Here is a 3,902-nt window from a genome sequence, read left to right as displayed (position 1 = left end):
GGGTTGGGTTTCGGCTAGGTGTGGAGGAGTGCGCACAATCACATCTGAGTCTTGGGGTGTTTTTGATAGCCATTCTACGGAATCATTCCCTGCTATTTTCACCCGTACTTCAACATTAACTTTATATTTGTTAGACAATGCTTCAACCAGTTCTTGATAATGACTGAGATTTTCTGTAGTAGGCGCTACAACGGTTACCCTATCAATAGGTTGCTGAGTAACCTGGGATATAAGGTCTAAGTTTTCCACAGTCTCTCTTATCGTAGGAGTATGATCTATATCCTCTGTATGCAAAATTTTGACATGAATATTAGCATCAAAATCATCACCTCGGAATGATATGTGTTGCTGGTCTAATGATAATTGTCCATATTCTTCAAGTTCTATTACATTTTTTGCCATACTGGGCTCTTTAGTAAAACATACCTCACCCTTGATTATCTTTATCTCAGAATTTCTATTGCGAGTAACTATCGATACTTGAGCGTCTTCAGGGTCAGCAGAGTGCACCACGACACTTGCATTAAGGTATCCACCAAAACTATCTAAATTTTGCGTTTGTTGTAATACATTACCCTGAGCAAACCAGTCATGATCTTCTGGTGTTTTAATGTTGAGATGTGATATAGAGGCACCTGAAGGCAGTGTTTCGTTAAACTGGCGCAACATTTTATCAGTCTCACCAAAACTTTCAGCTTTAACAAAAACTTTTAACGGACCTTGTAATTCACTCAGGCGTTTATTGCCATAAATGCGTTCTATTTTTGGTTTTCCATCATCTCCAACTGAGAGAGTAACATCGTAGTGCTCGTCTGTATAAGAATCCACAGGGACTATTTCGCCTTTTTCATTGAAGGCGAAAGTTTTTTTAAGGGCGCTGGAGCGATATTTTCCAGAAGAACCTTCTTCTGAATCCATTATAATTTTTCTGCCATCCAAAAGAACCATTACAGGAAAAAGTCTGACACTTACTTTAGCATCACTTATTCCTTGTTCTCGTAACTTAGGTAGAAGCTTTATTGCATATTTCTCCCCTAAGCTACAGGTAACCAAACTGACTTTCTTCACGCCAGAATCCTCACCAGTAGCCCGACCTATAATACTAATATGTTCGGCAATTTCATCAATGCTTCTGTTGCTAATACCTCTTGAACTACCATGTGCATTAATCATAACCTTAATATCACCTTTTGGTATTCGATCTAATTTAAGTCCGTATACAACTTTGTAATTACCATTTTTATCCATACGGACAATAGTGGTATTGTTTGGATATTTTGTTGCCAGTCGTAACTCAAGTTGAATTAAGCCTGGGTCATCTTCTGTTGTTATAATAATTTGGCGTACGTATCCCAAAAATGGATCTGTAGTGTCATCCTGCCTTATGTTCACTACCTTCAATTGTCCAAGTTTAGCTTCAGACGCCTCAGCCACTTGAATTTCATGTTTTATAGTCGATATATCGTGTTCTAATTGTTCACGCATGACAGGGCTGTGACTTGCAAGATCCAAGAACCATTTATGCGTCTTCTTTAATTCGCTAACTTTATCGCTAACTTCCAGCACTTTGTCTGCTTCGTATTTTTCGCGTGCAAATGGAACAGACTCTTGTGCTTTTCTTAAATTTTGAACTTCAATATCAGTAATAAAATCTTGCACAACAGCGTCTATCCTGTTTAATTCTCCTGCAATCTCTGAACTTTGGTTTTCTCTTAAATACCCTCCAAGATCCAACTTTAATTCCTCTAGTTCAGAGGCATAGGAGCTCAATTCATTTTCTCGTATTTCACGAAAAATACGAAGAGATTCAGATAAAAAATAAAAATCATAGCTTTTCTTTCTAGAGGTGAATTTTTCACTCTTAAGCAACTCTTCCAATCTTTGGATTTCTTCATTAAGATTGATTAATGGGTTCTTTAACACTTCACTGTGGCTTTTAACCGTTTCAGTTTTTTGAGTAATTTCCCCTTTATCTGCATCCCAACTATAAATCGTCTTAGTGCCTCCTGTTAGCATGGTTTTGGTGCCATCAGCATTGACTTCTATTTGTGTTGTTCTGCCGGTTACTTCGGCGTTGATGGTGCCATTTCCACTGTCATACAATCGTTTTGCGACTGATTGTGCTAAAGAGGTAATTGCAGCTGAAGTGCCACCTGAGGAAGGTCTGTCTGTTTCACAACCTACCAAGGCAATACGACCTTGCGCTGTTTGTTTTATTTTGAGTTTTTCTTGTAAGTCGGTAACATAGGTGGCAAGTTTTTCAGTGCCGATTGCCTCCATTTCAGATCCGTGAGCCACTACATTAATACGATATTTGCCATCAACATTAAGACTGACTTCGTTGCCGCTTAAGTCGTATACTGCCAAGTTGCCGTTGTCGTCTATTTTGGCAATATAACTATTGCCCGGGTGTTTTCTAGTCAGGGCGTTTGTGGCATTTCTAACGGTTTCATTATCTGACAATTGTAGGGCTATATTGATTTGGTATTGTGAGTTGTTGTTGCTTAAGTGTGTGCCGTTGTATCTTACTAAAGTGCCCTCACCGTCGTAAACTCGGCTGTCTACTTTGCCTGTGATTTTATTAAAACTATAATGTGTTTTAACCTTGCCATCTTTATGCCTCCATGGGTTTGCACCAGTGCTTGAGGTAAGTTTTTTGCCATCTGGGCCGATGGCAACATAATCGCTTCTGGCACTAGCGCTACTAACACCGATGCCTTTGAGTTTTTGTAGCATTTCTGCACCATAGGCGCTGGTGCTATCATCGGTTAGGTTGTTTGAGGCTAGATTACAGCCTACCAAACTAATGTGTTGCAGGATCACGCCGTTTGTTAATGCTTGATTAAGTTTGGTGATGTTTTCACTTAACTCAGTAGCACTTCTGCCGCCTAGTGTGTCACCGCCCTGTTCTGTTTTTCTGCCGTAACCCACGACGGATAGTTTAACTTTGCCTGTTATTTTATCAAGTTCAGTGCCATAAACCACTCGGTAAGCGCCGTCTTTGTCCATTTGCACAATGGTGGTTTGTGCTGGGTGTTTTAGGGCGAGTTTAAGAGAGCTGTCTTTGGCGTCGTCATCAGATTCGGTCTGGATGATTACCTGATAGTCGTGATTGGCTAATTGAGGCTTGGTTTTTTGGGATTCTGCCTTTAGTTTATCGATTTGTTCTTGGCTTGGGGTGTCCCAGTCTTGGAGTTTTTTGTCGTTGTGGGGTTGAGTTTCGGCTAGGTGTCTAGCATCTATATCTAGCGTTACTTGGGAATCTGCGTGGTTGATTGATAACCATGGGTGGGCTGATCTAAGAGTTTCAAATGCCTTAACTTTAACACCTAATTCTGTGGATAAAAATTTCATCATACTTTTGTATTCACTAACACTGATTGCGTTGTTTTCTGTAATGATTTGTATTTCAGAAACAGGGGTGCTACTCATCTCCATTGCCCCTTTGAATTGCTCTAACAGATCTTGTAGAGAGTATTCATCTGTCATCATAAAAATTTTAGGGGTCTTCGGCTCAAGGGTTTTTGAAAGAGAATAAACGACATCTGTATCGCCTTTTATGTAGTCAGATTGAATGCTTGAAAACTTTTCATCATAAAATTTATAAGCATACCTTCTGCCGTCCGTTCCTGTTGTTCCGCCGACATGGGTGCGATCGTTGTCTTTATAATAATAAGAAAATGAACCTCGATTAGGCCCAGAAATACTATAAGATAAAACATCTGCATCGGTTTGACGGCTGAGTGTATTCATAAGACCCGCATAAGAATGTGCATCATGCTGAGCATACCAATCGGACTCACCTTCACCCAGTTTTATACTGATCTGTTTCATTGAAGCGTCAACGGGCAATTGCCCTTTAAAATCGCTCAGAACCTTTGAAGTTTGTTCAAAACTGCCTG

1 protein-coding gene is annotated in these 3,902 nt (G+C 39.9%); it reads right to left on the bottom strand.

What is annotated here, in order from left to right; genetic code table 11:
- Positions 1-3,834: C80 family cysteine peptidase (locus tag BBROOKSOX_RS09390; RefSeq protein ID WP_218973720.1), on the bottom strand; the 3,834-nt coding region annotated here is incomplete at its 3' end.
- Positions 3,835-3,902: the final 68 nt, after the last annotated feature.

This window comes from bacterium endosymbiont of Bathymodiolus sp. 5 South, assembly GCF_900128535.1.
Taxonomy (GTDB): domain Bacteria; phylum Pseudomonadota; class Gammaproteobacteria; order PS1; family Pseudothioglobaceae; genus Thiodubiliella.
This window is presented reverse-complemented; position numbering and strand designations above follow the sequence as displayed.